The 15,240-nt window shown below is 73.0% G+C and carries 10 protein-coding genes and 1 pseudogene; 5 read left to right on the forward strand and 6 right to left on the reverse strand.

The window, feature by feature from the left end:
* Positions 1–30 precede the first annotated feature (30 nt).
* The gene (locus RLT58_RS24855; protein WP_311312571.1) at positions 31–1,038 is read right to left on the reverse strand and encodes a glycoside hydrolase family 16 protein; all 1,008 of its coding nucleotides are present in this window, start codon (positions 1,036–1,038) and stop codon (positions 31–33) included.
* Positions 1,039–1,257: 219 nt separating this feature from the next.
* Here RLT58_RS24855 and RLT58_RS24860 point away from each other — a divergent pair, with 219 nt between their 5' ends.
* Together RLT58_RS24860 and RLT58_RS24865 are read left to right on the forward strand one after the other, a co-directional pair.
* Positions 1,258–2,535 carry an MFS transporter gene (locus tag RLT58_RS24860; protein ID WP_311312572.1) on the forward strand — a complete coding sequence of 426 codons (1,278 nt, stop codon included), beginning with the start codon at positions 1,258–1,260 and terminating at the stop codon, positions 2,533–2,535.
* A gap of 65 nt (positions 2,536–2,600) precedes the next feature.
* Complete coding sequence (locus RLT58_RS24865; protein ID WP_311312573.1) at positions 2,601–3,206, forward strand: histidine phosphatase family protein; 606 nt, start codon at positions 2,601–2,603, stop codon at positions 3,204–3,206.
* Here the strand turns inward: RLT58_RS24865 and RLT58_RS24870 are convergent.
* The 3 genes from RLT58_RS24870 to RLT58_RS24880 form a co-directional block, all read right to left on the reverse strand.
* The gene (locus RLT58_RS24870; protein WP_311312574.1) at positions 3,190–3,987 is read right to left on the reverse strand and encodes a VOC family protein; all 798 of its coding nucleotides are present in this window, start codon (positions 3,985–3,987) and stop codon (positions 3,190–3,192) included. The two genes, RLT58_RS24865 and RLT58_RS24870, sit on opposite strands and share 17 nt — an antisense overlap.
* Positions 3,988–4,079: 92 nt before the next feature.
* Positions 4,080–5,429, reverse strand: coding sequence for a carboxyl transferase domain-containing protein (locus RLT58_RS24875; RefSeq protein ID WP_311312575.1), 1,350 nt, complete (start codon positions 5,427–5,429; stop codon positions 4,080–4,082).
* Positions 5,422–6,879, reverse strand: a complete 1,458-nt coding sequence (locus tag RLT58_RS24880; protein ID WP_311312576.1) for an acyl-CoA synthetase — start codon at positions 6,877–6,879, stop codon at positions 5,422–5,424. Before RLT58_RS24880 ends, RLT58_RS24875 begins: the two co-directional genes overlap by 8 nt.
* Before the next feature lie 309 nt (positions 6,880–7,188).
* Between RLT58_RS24880 and RLT58_RS24885 the strand changes: the two genes are divergently transcribed.
* Both RLT58_RS24885 and RLT58_RS24890 read left to right on the forward strand, forming a co-directional pair.
* Positions 7,189–9,672, forward strand: coding sequence for a PQQ-dependent sugar dehydrogenase (locus tag RLT58_RS24885; RefSeq protein WP_311312577.1), 2,484 nt, complete (start codon positions 7,189–7,191; stop codon positions 9,670–9,672).
* On the forward strand, positions 9,669–11,858 hold the full coding sequence (locus RLT58_RS24890; protein ID WP_311312578.1) for a glycoside hydrolase family 99 protein: 2,190 nt from the start codon (positions 9,669–9,671) through the stop codon (positions 11,856–11,858). The genes RLT58_RS24885 and RLT58_RS24890 overlap by 4 nt, the downstream gene beginning before the upstream one ends.
* 66 nt (positions 11,859–11,924) lie before the next feature.
* On the opposite strand, the gene RLT58_RS24895 is transcribed toward RLT58_RS24890, so the two are convergent.
* Positions 11,925–13,139 (reverse strand): MFS transporter, encoded by a 1,215-nt coding sequence (locus tag RLT58_RS24895; protein WP_311312579.1) that lies wholly within the window; start codon positions 13,137–13,139, stop codon positions 11,925–11,927.
* 113 nt (positions 13,140–13,252) lie between these two features.
* Here RLT58_RS24895 and RLT58_RS24900 point away from each other — a divergent pair.
* A pseudogene (locus RLT58_RS24900) lies at positions 13,253–13,682 on the forward strand (Lrp/AsnC family transcriptional regulator).
* Here RLT58_RS24900 and RLT58_RS24905 read toward each other — a convergent pair.
* Entirely contained in the window at positions 13,660–15,231 is a 1,572-nt protein-coding gene (locus RLT58_RS24905; protein WP_311312580.1) for a sensor histidine kinase, read from the reverse strand. The pseudogene RLT58_RS24900 and the gene RLT58_RS24905 sit on opposite strands and share 23 nt — an antisense overlap.
* Positions 15,232–15,240: the final 9 nt, after the last annotated feature.

A 15,240-nucleotide genomic window follows, 5' to 3' on the forward strand; every position in this document is an offset into this window, starting at 1 on the left:
AGGCATCGTTCCGGCCGGGGGGAGCGAGGTTCAGGACTGGCTCACCTCGGCCGCGAACCAGTCCACGCTCATCCCCGCGCCGGAGCTGATGTCGGCCCCGGGTGAGGTGCAGCCGCAGACCTTGTCCGGATACGACCCGCCGATCGCCACGTCGAAGATCGCGAAGAAGCCGTGGTCGACGGCGGCCTTCCACGTCGCGTCGGACACCTCGTTCTGGTCGACCGCGAAGGTCTGGACGCCGTCCAGGTAGAAGCGCAGCTGCTCGGCCGAGGTGTCCCGGCGGTCGACGATCACCGAGTACGTGTGGAAGCCGGTCTGGCAGCCGTCGCAGGGCTGCAGTCCGCTGCTGATTCCGTCGGGATCGTGGCACTCGCCCGCCCACTGGCCGCAGTGGAACGTGGTGGAGTGCTGGCTGAGCGCGTTGACGTCCTCCATGATGTCCAGCTCGCCGATGCTGGGCCAGTTGGTGGCCCCGACCGGGCGGGCGTCGGCGCCCATCGCCCAGAAGGCCGGCCAGTAGCCGAGTCCGGAGGCCGGGTCGGGCTGTTTCAGGGAGGCGCTGAGCTGGAGCTGTCCGCCGGCCGGTGCGGCGAAGTCGGTGCGCTGGGTCTCCACCCGGCCGGACGTCCAGTGCCCGGAGGCGTCCCGGACGGGCTTGATCACCAAGTGGCCCGAGCCGTCCTGGTAGACGTTGTCCGTCGAGTCCGTGGACGTCTCGATCTCGCCGGTGCCCCAGTTGGCGGCCCCGCCGGGGTAGCTGGTGCCGATGTCGTAGAGCCAGTCGGCCCTGTTGAGGCCCGTTCCGCTCGCGCCGTCGAAGTCGTCCCTGAACATGGTGGTCCAGTCGGCGGCCGTGTCCGCCCGGGCGGCGGGCTCGCCTGCCTCGGCCGTGCCCGAGAGCCAGTCGGGGCCCGTCAGTCCGGCCAGCGGCAGGCAGAGCGCGAGGGCGGTGAGTGCGGCCGGCAGACGCCGTCGGGCGCGGCGCCCAGCGCCGGGGGAGGTGCGCGCGGAGGTGCCGGAGAAAGCGATCCTGTTCATGGGGGCTGCTTTCGTGGGGGTGGGGGGAGAGCGGCGGTTGAGAGCGCTCTCAACCGTCCTGCGAACGACTGTCGGGTACGGCGACTGACCCCGTCAAGGTGCTCGCCGCGTTCACTTGGTGAAGCCAAAAGGGCCTGGAGGAGGGTGAGTTGGTGTCCTGATCACGGGCGCCGGCGCAGGCCGTCCCGCCGGGTCCGCAGCCTCCGGCTACCATCCGCTGTGACCGAAACGACCGAACCAGATGTATCCCGCACCCGAATATTCGCCGACCTGACCCCGCTGCGGACCTCGCCCGACTACCGGCGGCTCTGGTTCGGGAACACCGTTTCCTGGGTCGGGCAGGGCATGACGTCGCTCGCCGTCTCGCTCCAGGTGTACGACCTCACCGGATCGGCCTTCTCCGTCGGGCTCATCGGATTCTGTTCGCTCGTTCCGCTCGTCGTCTTCGGGCTGTACGGCGGGGCGATCGCCGACACCGTCGACCGGCGCAAGCTGGGGCTGGTCAGTGCGTTCGGGTCGTTCGTGCTCTCGGTCGGGCTGGTGGCGGTCACCGTCGCGGGGGTGGAGCGGGTCGGGCTGCTGTACGGGGTCGTGGCGCTCCAGGCCGTCTGCCTCGCGCTCAACTCGCCCGCCCGCAGCTCGATGATCGCCCGGCTGCTGCCGGCCGGACAGCTGCCCGCCGCCAACGCGCTGAACTCCATCACCAGCACCACCGGCATGCTCGTCGGACCGATGCTCGGCGGGCTCGTCGTCGGCTGGTGGGGCTACCGGGCCGCGTACGGCGTGGACGCCGTCACCTTCACCGCCTCGCTCTACGCGATGTGGCGGCTGCCCTCGATGCTGCCCGAGCGGGGCGAGGGGGAGGGCGCGGCCCGGAAGCGGGCGTCGGTGCTGGACGGGCTGCGGTTCCTCGGAACCCGGCCCACGCTGCGGATGACCTTCCTCAGCGACCTGTGCGCCATGGTGCTCGCCCACCCCCGCGCCCTGTTCCCCGTCGTGGCCGTCGTCTGGTACGGGGGCGATGCGAGGACCACCGGGCTGCTGGTCGCCGCCCCGGCGCTCGGGGCGCTGCTCGGCGGGGTGTTCTCCGGCTGGCTGGGGCGCATCCGGCGCCACGGGCTCGCCGTGCTGTTCGCCGTCGCCGCCTGGGGCACGGCCATCGCCGTCTTCGGACTGACCCGGCAGCTCTGGCTCGGGCTGATCTTCCTGGCGCTGGCCGGGGCCGCCGACACCACGTCCATGGTCTTCCGCAACACCATGCTCCAGGCCGCCGTGCCGGACGAGATGCGCGGGCGGCTGCAGGGCGTGTTCATCGTCGTGGTGGCCGGCGGCCCCCGGCTCGGCGACTTCGTGGCCGGCTCCGTCGCCGACCTGGCGTCCCCGGAAATCGCCGTGACCGGGGGAGGCATCGCCTGCGTGACCGCCGTGGCACTGCTCGCCCTGCGCTGGCCCGGCTTCGCCCGCTACGACGCGCGCGACGCGGCGAAACGTCCGTGACGAGGGGGAACGCCGCGTGTGTCCGGACTGGTGAAGCGCGTGGCTGATACGCCAGGCTTCACTTCATGACGCTCTTCTACGTGGTTCAGCATGCCGAGAAGGAGCAGCAGCCCGGTGATCAAGGGCTCACCGAACTCGGGCGGTCACAGGCCAGGCGGACAGCGCAATGGCTCAGCCGTCGGGGCCTGCGGACCCTGGTGAGCAGTCCGTTGCGGCGGGCCCGGGAGACGGCGCAGGCCATCGTCGCCGAGACGGGGCTCGAACTCCGCGTGGACGCCCGGCTGCTGGAGCGGACGAACTGGGAGGAGGGCTGTTCCCGGGAGGAGTTCATGGCCGACTGGGCCGCGTCCGTGCGGGACCGCGACCACACCCCCCGGACCGGAGTCTCCTCACGTGAGGCCGGCGCCAGGTTCCGCGCCCTGCTCCTCGACTACGCGTCCGTGCCGGGGCCGGTGGCGGTGACCACGCACGGCGGAGCCACCGTCGATCTGCTGCGGACGCTCCTCGGTGACGAGGCGCTGTCGCCGAAGCTGCTGCACGAGGGCGTGCCCTCCTGCGCCGTCACCACGATCGAGGGCCTGACGGTCCTCGACATCGCGTCCACGGAGCATCTGGACCCGGGCGGCCGACCCGGCGGGGAGGCCTGGCGGCCGGTCAGGAGGCGTCCTTGAGGGCGGGGGGGTCGCCCTCCGTCGTCGTGCCGTCGATCACCGAGAACGGGGCGCCCTCCGGGTCGGTCAGGGCCGCGAAGCGGCCGAACGGCATGCTCATCGGGCCGAACCGGAGCACCGCCCCCATCGCCTGGGCCTTCTCGACCGCCGCGTCGCAGTCCGCCACCGTGAAGTACACGTTCAGGTACGGCGGCACCTCGGGCGGGAAGTCGTCCGTCATCTTCATCCGGCCCAGCACCGGGTCGGCGCCCAGGTCGTAGAGGGCGAAGTCGACCGAGTCGTCGTCCATGCGCTTCACGCCGTACTCGAAGACGGCCGGGAAGAAGGCGTCCGACTTCTCGGGCTGACGGGTGAAGACCTCGGCCCAGGCGTAGGCGCCGGGCACCGTGCGGGCCTGGAAGCCCTCGTGGGTGCCCGCCTGCCAGATGCCGAAGGCGGCACCGCCCGGGTCGGCGGCCAGGACCATCGTGCCGAACTCGCCGACCCGCATCGGTTCCACCAGGACCGTGCCGCCGTTCTCGCGGACCTTCGCGGTGGTGGCCTCCGCGTCCGGCGAGGCGAGGTACAGACACCAGGCGGCCGGCACGTCCTGGCCCGGCATCGGAGGCATCAGGGCGGCGACCGCCCTGCCGTCCAGATAGGCCTGCGTGTAGTTTCCGAACTCGGGCAGCGACTCGCCGTACGTCCAGCCCAGCAGCTCGCCGTAGAAGCGCTTCGCCGCCTCGATGTCACTGAATGTCGCGTCGGCCCAGCACGGTGTGCCCAATGCTTCTGCGGCCATGACCGGTCATCTCCTCTGCGTGACGGGGTGGCCGGGGCGGCCCCTTCTTCACGCTAGCCACCCCCGGCTCCCCCTGCGCGCCGAAGCCCCGGTCAGCGCTCCCGCGTGTCCGGCCGGACCACCGAACGGGCCACACCCAGGTCCACCAGGTCCTGCGGGCGCAGCCGCAGTTGGCCGGCCGTGGCGTGGACCTGGTCCGGGGAGCGCTTCAGGATCGCCGCCGCCAGCTCCGGGGCGATGACCGAGAAGTAGCTGTCCGGGGTGACATGGGTGTTGCCGGGTGCCGCCAGGGCCAGCGCCCCGCCCGAGCCGCCCTCGCCGATCACCAGCGTGGTGACCGGGACCCGGGCCGCCGCGATGGCGGCGAAGGCGTCCGCGATGGCCGCGCCCGCACCTGCCCGCTCCGCCTCGGCGTCGTTGGCCGCGCCCGGGGTGTCGACCAGGGTGAGGACCGGGACGCCGAGCCGGTCGGCCAGTCTGATCACCCGGGCCGCGGTGCGGTAGCCGGCCGGGCGGGTCGCGGTCCCGCACTGGGCGACGTACGCCACCGGACCGTCCTCGCGCAGCCCGAACCCGCAGAGCAGCCCGGCGTCCGTGCCGCCGCAGCGGTCCCCGTTCAGCGGGAGCCGCAGGTCGAAGTACGCGTCGAGATACGCCTCGGCGTGCGGCCGGTCCGCCGCCCGCGCCCGGAGCACGGCGTCCCAGCCGGTCCGGGGCGGCCCGGTCGCGGCGAGGGCGGCGGGGACCGGGGCGGGGGAGGGCGGGGTGTCGCGGTGGGCGAGCGCCCGCAGCCAGTGGCCCACCGCGGCGGGCAGCTCCCCGGGCCGGACGACCGCGTCGATCTGCCCGGCCGCGAGCTGGCCCTCGGCGGCGTACGCGGCGGGGTCCGCGTCCGCCGGCCGCACCCGTGACCCGGCGAACCCGACCTGCGCCCCGGGCAGCGCGAGGATCACATCGGCGCCCGCCCCCAGCGTGGCCCAGCCGCCGCCGGTCGTCGGGTCGCGCAGGACCGCGAGCTGTGCGGGACCGGCCGCCCGCAGCCGGGCCGACGCACGGGCCACCCGGTGCAGCTGGGTGAGCGCGATCATGCCCTCCTGCATCCGGCTGCCGCCCGTCGCGATCAGCGAGACGAGGGGGAGCCGCCGGGTCACGGCCTCCTCGTACGCCGCCTCCAGCCGGTCGCCGGTGCGCTGCCCGAGCGAGCCGCCCAGGAAGCCGAACTCGAACGAGATCAGGACGCAGGGACGGCCGCCGACCGTGGCGGTGCCGTGGACGACGGACTCCTGTTCGCCGGTGCGCTCGGTGGCCCGGGCCCGCGCGTCGGCGTAGCCCGCCCAGTCGAGCGGGCCGTCGGCGGCGGTCTCCCCGGCGGGCGCGGCGGATTCGGTGAAGTCGGCGGTGAGGGCGGCGATCGCCTCACGGGCCGTCAGCCGGTCAGCCATGGAGCGACCGCTTCATGATCTTGCCCAGGTCGTTGCGGGGGAGTCCGTCCAGGTAGCGGACCGTGCGCGGGCGCTTGTGCGGGGAGAGCTGGGCCGCGACATGGCCCGCCAGTTCGTCGGCCGAGGGCGGCGCGGCCGGGTCGGCGGGCACCACCCAGGCAACGATCCGCTCGCCGAGATCCGGGTCGGGCTCGCCGGTGACGGCCGCCTCCTTGACCCCGGGGTGGTCCAGGAGCGCGTTCTCGATCTCACCGGCGCCGATCTTGTAGCCGCCGCTCTTGATGAGGTCGGTGGCCTTGCGGCCGACGATCCGTACGTACCCGTCGGGGTCGAGGGTGGCCATGTCGCCCGTACGGAACCAGCCGTCGGCGGTGAAGGCCTCGGCCGTCGCGTCGGGGCGGTTGAGGTAGCCGGTGAAGAGGTTGGGGCCGCGCACCTGGATCTCGCCGATGGACCCGGGGTCCGCGAGGGCGCTGTCGTCCTCCTCGACCAGGCGGAGTTCCACGCCGCGCAGGGGCGGGCCGACCGTGCCGGGGCGCGGGGCGCCGTCGGCGCGTACGCCCGTGTTCATCAGGGTCTCCGTCATGCCGTACCGCTCGATGACCCGGCGGCCGGTCGCCGCCGCGATCCGTTCGTGGTCGTGGACGGGCAGCGCGGCCGATCCGGAGACCAGCAGCCGGGCGCCCGCCAGCGCCTTCGTGAGGGCGTCCGGGGCCTGTTGGCCGTCAAGCGCTTCCGCGAGCCGGTGGTACATCGTCGGCACACCGAACAGCATCGTGCCGCCGGAGCCCAGCTCCCCGGCCACGCCCTCGGTGGAGAACCGGCCGAGGTGGCGCACCGAACCGCCCCGGCGCAGCGGCCCGAGGATGCCCAGGATCAGACCGTGCACATGGAAGAGCGGCAGGGCATGGACGAGGACGTCGTCGGCGGTCCACCCCCAGGCGTCCTCCAGCGCGTCCAGCGAGGCGGCGATCGCCCGGCGCGGCAGGACGGCGCCCTTGGGCGGGCCGGTGGTGCCCGAGGTGTACACGATCAGGGCGGGGGACTCGGGGGAGGGCTCGGGGAACGCGCCATCCGCCGCCGGTGCCTCCGCCGTGGTCACGTCCAGCCGCTCCAGCCGGGCGAGCGCGGGCGGCAGTACGTCGGTGGCCGAGGCCAGCACCAGGGAGGGCGTGCTGTCGGCGAGGATGTGCGTCAGCTCCCGCTCGCCCGTCTTCGGGTTCAGCGGTACGGCCGGTACCCCGGCCCGCAGCGCGGCCACCACGGCGACGACGGTCCGCGCGCTGGGTGTGGCCCAGACCGCGACCCGGCCGGCGCCTGAGAGCCGGGCCGCCAGCGCGTCGGCGGCCGAGGCCAACTGTGCGTAGGTCAGGGAGGTTTCGCCGAACCGGACGGCTTCGCGGGCAGCCGCAGGGCCGGTCGGGTCCTGGAGGGCAGGCAGAAGTGGCATCACTCTGTGAACCCTAGATCGGTGAAGCGCTTCCGGCCCTCGAATGCCTCTCGAAGGATGCTCGCGAGGCCCCGGGGGCGGGGCGCGGATGGCTGTACGGGGCATCCTCCGAGGATTTGGTTACGCTCTTGACTTATTAATTTTGCGTTGCCAGCATGCAAAAAGTTCACTCCGACCGGACACTCGGATGCTGCCGGGCCGAAAAAAGCTGTGCCGCACCGAATGTCCGCCCGGCCGCTCACGCACGTCGCAAAGCGCGACAGCGCCTTGCCTGACAACCCCACGCACCGTCAGGAAGGAACAGCGTTCATGTCTTTGTCATCCCCATCCCGGTCCCGGTGGGCCCGGACGGCGGTCGCCCTCACCCTGGTGGCCGCCGCCGGCCTCACCGCCGGGGCCGCGACCGCCGCACCCTCCGCCCCCACCGCGGCCCATGCCCCCGCCGACATCCCCGCAGCCGACTACCAGCAGGTCCAACTGGCCCTCGGGGCGGCCGAACTGGGCGAGGCCATGTCCCTGGCCGTCCTGCCGGACCGCTCGGTCGTGCACACCGCCCGTGACGGCACGGTCCGCCTCACCGACGCCTCCGGGGCCACCCGGACCGCAGGCAAGCTGAATGTCTACACGCACGACGAGGAAGGCCTGCAAGGCGTCGCGGCCGACCCGGACTTCGCGGACAACCGCTATCTCTACCTCTATTACTCACCCGTGCTGGACACCCCGCCCGGCGACGCCCCCACCACCGGCACCGAGGCCGACTTCGCCCCCTGGAAGGGGCATCTCAACCTCTCCCGGTTCACGCTGAAGGCCGACGGCACCCTGGACACGGCGAGCGAGAAGGTCGTCCTGGAGGTCCCCAACGACCGGGGCCAGTGCTGCCACGTCGGCGGTGACATCGACTTCGACGCGGCCGGGAACCTCTACCTGACCACCGGCGACGACACCAACCCGTTCGAGTCGCAGGGCTACGCGCCGATCGACGAACGCACCGATCGCAACCCGCAGTTCGACGCCCAGCGCTCCTCAGGGAACACCAACGACCTGCGCGGCAAGCTGCTGCGGATCAAGCCCACGGCCGACGGCGGCTACACCGTCCCGGCCGGCAACCTCTTCGCCCCCGGCACCGAGCGGACCCGCCCGGAGATCTACGCCATGGGCTTCCGCAACCCGTTCCGGATGTCCGTCGACAAGCCGACCGGCACGGTCTACATCGGCGACTACGGCCCCGACGCGGGGGCGACCGACCCCGGCCGGGGGCCCAGCGGCCAGGTGGAGTTCGACCGCGTCACCGGCCCCGGCAACTTCGGCTGGCCGTACTGCACGGGCACCAACACCGCATCGGAGACGTACAACGAGTACACCTTCCCGAGCGGTCCGTCCGGCGCCAAGTACGACTGTGGGGCGGGACCGGCCAACAACTCCTTCCGCAACACCGGACTCCCGGCCCTCCCCGCCGTGCAGCCCGCCTGGATCAGGTACGCGGGTGACGCGGGCTCCCCGCCCGAGTTCGGCGGCGGCTCCGAGTCGCCGATGGCGGGGCCCGTCTACCACTACGACGCGGACCTGGACTCGGCGGTGAAGTTCCCCGCCTCGCTCGACGGCCGCTTCTTCGCCACCGAGTACGGCCGCAAGTGGATCAAGCCCGTCGAGGTGAAGGCCGACGGTTCGCCCGGGGCGATCGAATCCTTCCCCTGGACCGGGACCCAGGTCATGGACTCCGCCTTCGGCCCCGACGGCGCGCTGTACGTCCTGGACTACGGCACCGGCGCGAACGACCAGGCGCTCTACCGCATCGAGTACCTGGCCGGCAGCAACCGCTCACCGGTCGCGAAGGCCGCCGCCGACCGGACCTCCGGACCCCTCCCGCTCGACGTCGCCTTCTCGGCGGCCGGCAGCGAGGACCCGGAGGGCGGAACGCTCGACTACGCCTGGGACTTCGGTGACGGGGCCACCTCCGCCGAGGCCGCCCCGCAGCACACGTACACCACCGCCGGGACCTACCGGCCGACCCTGACCGTCACCGACCCGGAAGGGCTCACCGCGACCGCCAGCCTCGTCGTGACGGCGGGCAACACCGCCCCCACCGTCACCCTGACGACCCCGGCGGACGGGCGGCTCTTCTCCTTCGGCGACTCCGTCCCCTTCGCCGTCACGGTCACCGACCCGGAGGACGGGGCCGTCGACTGCTCCAAGGTCAAGGTCACCTATCTCCTCGGCCACGACAGCCACCGCCACCAGATCACCTCGAAGAACGGCTGCACCGGCACCATCGACGTCCCCGTCGACGGCGAGCACGACAGCGCCGCCAACATCTACGGGGTCTTCGACGCCGAGTACACCGACGCGGGCGGACTCACCGGCCACGGCGACAGCGTCCTCCAGCCCCGCCACCGCCAGGCCGAGCACTTCGCCGCGCAGTCCGGCATCGAGGTCGCCGGGCACGGCACCGCCGAGGGCGGCGCCACCGTCGGCTTCACCGACAACGGCGACTGGATCTCCTTCACGCCCTACAGCCTGGCCGACGCCTCCCGGGTCTCGGCCCGGGTCTCCTCCGCCGGACCCGGCGGCACGATCGAGGTCCGCGCGGGCTCGGCCACCGGCACCCTGCTCTCCACCCTGACCGTCCAACCCACCGGCGGCTGGGAGACCTTCACCGATGTCTCGGCCGGTGTGAGCGGCGCGCCCGCCGGCGCCACGGAACTCTTCCTCGTCTTCAAGGGGCCCACGGGCCAGGGGAATCTGTTCGACATCGACGCCTTCACCTTCGAGACGGAAGGGGTGACGAAGGGATGAGACGTCCACTTGCCCGGCGCCTGCGCCATGCCGCCTGCGCCGCCGCACTCGCCCTGGGGGCCGCGCTCCTGGCCCCCGCCCCGGCGGGCGCCGCTGCGGCCGCCGACCCGTACGACGTGCTGGTCTTCTCCAGGACCGCCGGATTCCGGCACGACTCGATCCCCGCCGGCGTCACCGCGATCCGGGAACTCGGCGCGTCGGACGGCTTCACCGTCACGGCGACCGAGGACGCGACCGCCTTCACCCCGCAGAACCTCGCCGGGTACGAGGCGGTGGTCTTCCTCAGCACCACCGGCGACGTCCTGGACCCCGCGCAGCAGGACGCGCTCACGGCGTACGTGGACGGCGGCGGCGGATTCGTCGGCGTCCACGCGGCAGCGGACACGGAGTACGACTGGCCGGAGTACGAGCACCTCGTCGGCGCCTGGTTCAAGAGCCACCCGGCGATCCAGGAGGCGAAGGTCGTCACCGAGGACCACGCCCACCCGGCCACCGCCCACCTGGACGACGAGTGGACCCGGACCGACGAGTGGTACAACTACCGCACCGACCCCCGCGACGACGTCCATGTGCTGCAGAGCCTCGACGAAAGCAGCTACACCGGCGGCGAGATGGGCGGCGACCACCCCATCACCTGGTGCCACCCGCAGCAGCAGGGGCGGTCCTTCTACACCGGTCTCGGCCACACCATCGAGTCGTACAGCGATCCGGACTTCCGGCGGCTGCTGCTCGGCGGCATCCAGTACGCGGCGGGCGCGGTACAGGCCGACTGCGGCTCCGGCAACCCGGACCCCGGTGACGGCACGCCCGTCGAGGCCGAGTCGTACACCTCGTCCTCCGGTGTGCAGAGCGCCCCGCACGCCGGGGCGAGCGGCGGGGCCACCCTCGGGTACATCGACGACGGCGACTGGGCCGGCTACGCCTCCGTCGAGACCGCCGGGGCCACCTCCTTCACCGCCCGGGTCTCCTCGGCCGGGGCAGGCGGCACCGTCGAGGTGCGCTCCGGATCGGCGACCGGGCCGCTGCTCGGCTCTGCCGACGTCGCCCCGACCGGCGGCTGGGAGACCTTCACCGAGGTCACCGGCGCCCTCACCGCCACCGGCTCCGGACCGCTGTTCCTCAGGTTCACCGGGGGAGCGGGCGCCCTCTTCGACATCGACAGCTTCACCCTGACCGCCGCTTTGCAGGACCCGAAGGCGGCGGGCTCCTCGGACGTCCACCTCTTCTACTACCCGTGGTACGGCACCCCGGAGACCAACGGCAGCTGGCGCCACTGGGAGCAGGGCGGCCACACCCCGCCGGACGACATCGGCGCCGACCTCTACCCGAAGCTCGGCCCGTACGACTCCGGCGACATCGACGGAGCCGTCGAGCAGCACATGAAGTGGATCGAGCAGTCGGGCGCCGGTGTCATCGTCTACAGCTGGTGGGGGCAGGGCGGTTACGAGGACTCCCTCGCCGGCGCGGTGCTGGACGCGGCTGCCCGGCACGGGATCCGGGTCGCCTGGCACATCGAGCCGTACACCGGCCGGACCGCGGCCTCCGTGGTCGACGACATCGGCTATCTGGAGGGGAAGTACGGCAGCCATCCCGCCTACTACCGGGACGCGGCGCACGGCGACCGCCCCGCGTTCTACGTCTTCGAGAGCCTGAGGATCCAGGACTGGTCGGCCCTGGACGCCGTACGGGACAGCGCCATCGTCCTCGCCCAGACCACCGACACCACCAAGGTCGCGCACTTCGGCGGGATCTACACCTACGACGGCATCGCGGGCGCCACCGCACCCGGCTGGCGCCGGGCGGGGGAGTACGCCGAGGCCAACGGCCTGGTCTGGGCGCCCTCGGTGGCCCCCGGCTACGTCGACGACCGGGCCGTGCCCGGCAACACCACCCCCACCCTGGGCCGCGACGACGGCGCCTCCTACGACCTGGAGTGGAGCAACGCCCTCGACCCGGCCATCGGCGGATCACCCAGCTGGGTCTCCGTCACCTCGTTCAACGAGTGGCACGAGGGCAGCCCCATCGAACCCGCCTCGGGCAACCCGCCCGCCGGGCACGGCTACCAGACCTACGAAGGGGCGTACGGCAAGACCGGGGCCGCCGCCGAGACGGCCTACCTCGACCGGACGGCGTACTGGGCGCAGCGCTTCGCACAGCACAAGCGCGCCGCCGCCCGCGCACGCTGACCGGCCCCCGACGAACGGCGGCGTCCCGGCGGGGACGCCGCCGTTCTCGCGTGGGCGGGGCCGGGCTCAGCCGTCCCGCTGGATGGTCCGCATCCGCCCGTACGCGTACACACAGCCCGCCAGGGCCAGGTCGGACAGCAGCATGAAGCCGATCGAGTACGAGCCCTTCGCGCTGTAGATCGCGCCCATCACCAGCGGCGGCACGAAGCCGCCGAGCTCGCCCATCGCGCCGACGATGCCCGTCACACTGCCCACCTTCGTCTGCGGGGTCACCTGCGAGACCAGGGCGAAGACACTGCCGCTCGCGGTGCCCAGACCGGCCGCCATGATCAGCAGCGCGATCGTGCCGCCGGGCATCAGCTTCGGGTCGAAGGCCTGCACGATCGCCATCAGGGCGGCCACGCCGAGCGCCGCCGAGGAGACCAGCGCCGGGTGCATCCGGTCCGAGAGCCAGCCGCCGATCGGCCGGAAGATGACCGTGACCAGGGCGAACCCGGCGGCCTTCGTCCCGGCGTCGGTCGGCGAGAGCTCGTACCAGGTCTTCAGATACGTCGGCAGATAGACGCCGAACGCCACGATGCCGCCGAAGCCGATCGCGTACAGCGCCGACAGCTCCCAGGTCACCCGCAGCCGGCCCGCCGCGCCCAGCCGGTGGGCCAGTGTGTCCGTCGGCACCTGCCGGCCCGGCCGGTCGTTGATCAGCACCGCCGTCAGCGCCGCGTAGACCACGAGCGCCCCGGCGACCACGAGGAACGGCAGGTTGTCGCCGTGCTTGGCGATCCTCGGGGTGAAGTACCCGGACAGGGCGACGCCGCCCATGCCCATGCCGAAGACTCCGAGGGCGAGGCCGCGTTCGGCGGGCGGGAACCACGAGTTGACCAGCGGGATGCCGATCGCGAACGTGGTGCCGCCGAGCCCCAGCAGGAAGCCCACCGTCAGCATCGCGCCGTAGGAGTCCTTCGCGGGGATCAGCAGCAGCACCGGCACGATGGTGAGCGCCGCGGTCAGCGGGAACATCAGCCGCGCCCCGTACTTGTCGGTCAGCGCACCCGCCGGGATCCGGCCCAGCGAGCCGACCAGCACCGGCACGGCGACCAGCAGCGACTGCTGGAACGAGCTCAGGCCGAGCCGGTCCTTGTAATCCGCCGACATGGGCGCGATCAGATTCCAGGCCCAGAAGGTGAGCCCGAAGCCGATCGTGGCCATCACCAGATTGCGGTAGGCGGCGCCTGAGGCGGCGGGGGCGGCCGGGGCGGGTGACTGCTTGACGGCTGTGTCCACCCTGCCAGTCAAGGACGCGGAAGGGCTCCGGGCCCGTGGGCCTGCTCCATCCAAGGGGCCGGGAACATCCCGCCGAACGTCGCAAATATCCGGAAGCTGCGACAATCGCGGGTATGGACCGTCTGGACAGGGAAATCCTCGGCGTCCTCCAGGAGGACGCGCGGATCTCGTACCGCGATCTGGGGGTACGGGTCGGGCTCAGCGCCAACGCGGCGGCCGACCGGGTGCGCAGGCTGCGCCGGGACGGCGTCATCCGCGGCTTCACCGTGATCATCGACCCCGCCGCCGACACCCGTACCGGCCTCGTCGTCTTCATCGACGTCACGCTGCGGATGGACACCACCAACGAGGTGTTCGAACGGGCGGTCCTGGCCCTGCCGGGCATCACCGAGGTGGTGCATGTGACGGGCGGGCACGACTACCTCGTACGGGCCACGGCCGCCGACACCGCAGCCCTGGACGCCCTGCTGCCCGGCTCAAGCGCGAGGCGGGCGTCGCCCACTCCAGCCCCGGGTGGCGCTCAGAGCGGCGCCTGCCAGCTGACGGCCGGGGCGCGCGAGCCGTCCGGTTCGCGCCCGTCGTCGGCGACCGTCAGCCGGACCGCCGCCCGGCCGTCCGCCAGCTCCTCCGTCACATCCACCTCCACCTCGATCGCCGACACCCCGGCCCGCCGGTGCGCGGCCGCCAGCGCCCCGCGCAGCGCGGCGAGCAGCTGCCCGCCCACCGGTTCCCCCACCAGCGCGTCCACCGCCCCGGCGAACCGCACCGACGGCTGGAAGCCGAGGACCGAGGCCGCGCCCCCGGCCTCCCGCAGCACCTGGCCGCGGAAAGTGGCGGGGGCCTCGGCGGGCGGCTGCTGGAGGGCGAAGATGGCCGTCCGCACCTCCTGGATCGTGGAGTCCAGCTCGTCGACGGCCCGGCCCAGCAGCTCGTCCGTCTCCCCGGTCCCTGCCCGGCGGCGGGTCGACTCCAGCATCATCTCGGTGGCGAACAGCCGCTGGACGACGAGATCGTGCAGATCGCGGGCGATCCGGTCCCGGTCCTCGTACACCGCCAGCTGCTCCCGGTCGTGCTGGGAGTCCGCCAGCACCAGGGCCAGCGCGGCCTGCGAGGCGAACTGCGTGGCCAGCAGCTTGTCCACATCGGTGTACGGACGGGCGCCGCGCCGCCGGGGCAGGGCGAGGGTGCCGATGAGCCGCCCGCCGCTCTGCAGCGGCAGCATCATGCTGGGGCCGAACCGGGACCGTACGTGTGTGGTCATCCGGGGATCGGTGGCCGAGTCGTCGATGAAGACCGGCTCGCCGCCCAGCAGCTGGACCAGGACGGGGGAGCCGGGTTCGATCGCCGTGCCGACGAGCCCGGCCGGGTCCTCCCGTGTGGAGGCGACGACGATCTCCATGCCGCCCTCCTCGGTGGGCTGGAGGATCACCCCGGCCGAGGCGTCGCTCAGCATCCGGGCCCGTTCGGCGACCGTGGTCAGTGCGTCGGAGAGGTTCTCGCCGGTCAGCAGGGTGTTGGTGACGGCTGCCGCGCCCTCGATCCAGCGCTCGCGCTGCCGGGCCGTCTCGTACAGCCGGGCGTTGCCGATCGCGATGCCTGCCTGCGCGGCGAGCACCCGCAGCAGCGCCGCGTCGGTGTCGGTGAAGTGCCCGGCGCGCTTCCCGGTGAGGTGGATGTTGCCGAACACCTCGCTGTGGACCCGGATCGGGGCGCCGAGGAACGAACGCGCGGGGGGCCGGCCGGACGGGGTGCCGGCGGCGTCCGGCGGGGCGGCCGGGCCGGTGGAGAGCAGCGCCCGCGACTCCTCGGCCAGGGCACCGAGCAGGGCGGTGTGCCCCTGCGGGAATCCGCCGGCGGCCTCCTGCCCGGACTCGCCCGTCCCGGCGACGAACAGCTCCCGGATCGTGCCCCGGCCGGGGTCCAGGACGCCCAGCGCGCCGTACCGGGCCTCGGTGAGCGCGGTGGCGGTGTCGATGATCTGCTGGAGGGTGGCCCGCAGTTCGAGGTCGGTGCCGACGCTCAGCACCGCCTCCAGGAGCTTGGGCAGCCGAGGCGACTGCGGTACGCCGCGGTCGGGCGGCAGGTCCGGCATCCGCCGATC

It is taken from the genome of Streptomyces sp. ITFR-16 (assembly GCF_031844705.1).
Taxonomy (GTDB): domain Bacteria; phylum Actinomycetota; class Actinomycetes; order Streptomycetales; family Streptomycetaceae; genus Streptomyces.

Excerpts from the sequence above, each read along its gene's own strand:
- RLT58_RS24880 (WP_311312576.1), bottom strand. The coding sequence starts at position 6,879 with ATGCCACTTCTGCCTGCCCTCCAGGACCCGACCGGCCCTGCGGCTGCC.
- RLT58_RS24865 (WP_311312573.1), top strand. The coding sequence starts at position 2,601 with ATGACGCTCTTCTACGTGGTTCAGCATGCCGAGAAGGAGCAGCAGCCC.
- RLT58_RS24890 (WP_311312578.1), top strand. The coding sequence starts at position 9,669 with ATGAGACGTCCACTTGCCCGGCGCCTGCGCCATGCCGCCTGCGCCGCC.
- RLT58_RS24875 (WP_311312575.1), bottom strand. The coding sequence starts at position 5,429 with ATGGCTGACCGGCTGACGGCCCGTGAGGCGATCGCCGCCCTCACCGCC.
- RLT58_RS24855 (WP_311312571.1), bottom strand. The coding sequence starts at position 1,038 with ATGAACAGGATCGCTTTCTCCGGCACCTCCGCGCGCACCTCCCCCGGC.
- RLT58_RS24870 (WP_311312574.1), bottom strand. The coding sequence starts at position 3,987 with ATGGCCGCAGAAGCATTGGGCACACCGTGCTGGGCCGACGCGACATTC.
- RLT58_RS24885 (WP_311312577.1), top strand. The coding sequence starts at position 7,189 with ATGTCTTTGTCATCCCCATCCCGGTCCCGGTGGGCCCGGACGGCGGTC.
- RLT58_RS24905 (WP_311312580.1), bottom strand. The coding sequence starts at position 15,231 with ATGCCGGACCTGCCGCCCGACCGCGGCGTACCGCAGTCGCCTCGGCTG.